The following is a 338-nucleotide window of genomic DNA, read 5'->3' on the forward strand; positions in this document are numbered from 1 at the left end:
CGAGCTGTTCTCCGACATTCCCGAAGCGCTCGAGAACAGTGTGCTGATCGCGGCGCGCTGCTCGGTGACCGTGCAGCTGGGCACCTACTTCCTGCCCGAGTTCCCGGTGCCGGAAGGCATGACGATGGACCAGTTCTTCCGCAAGGTCTCGCATGATGGCCTGACGGAGCGCCTCGACAAGCTGTATCCCCATGCCAGGCATCCGCGCGACAGCGAGGCCTGGGCCGAGATCGAGCAGCGCTACCGCACGCGGCTGGGCTTCGAGCTCGACGTCATCCTGCAGATGGGCTTCCCCGGTTACTTCCTGTTCGTCATGGACTGCATCCAGTGGGGCAAGG

1 protein-coding gene is annotated in these 338 nt (G+C 64.2%); it reads left to right on the top strand.

Annotated features, from left to right (window positions below; translation table 11 throughout):
* Nucleotides 1-338: hypothetical protein (locus R0J88_RS19195; RefSeq protein WP_410900761.1), on the top strand; the 338-nt coding region annotated here is incomplete at both ends.

Origin of the sequence: Pseudoalteromonas sp. SIMBA_162, assembly GCF_046535955.1 — a bacterium.
Taxonomy (GTDB): Bacteria; Pseudomonadota; Gammaproteobacteria; order Enterobacterales; family Alteromonadaceae; genus Pseudoalteromonas; species Pseudoalteromonas marina.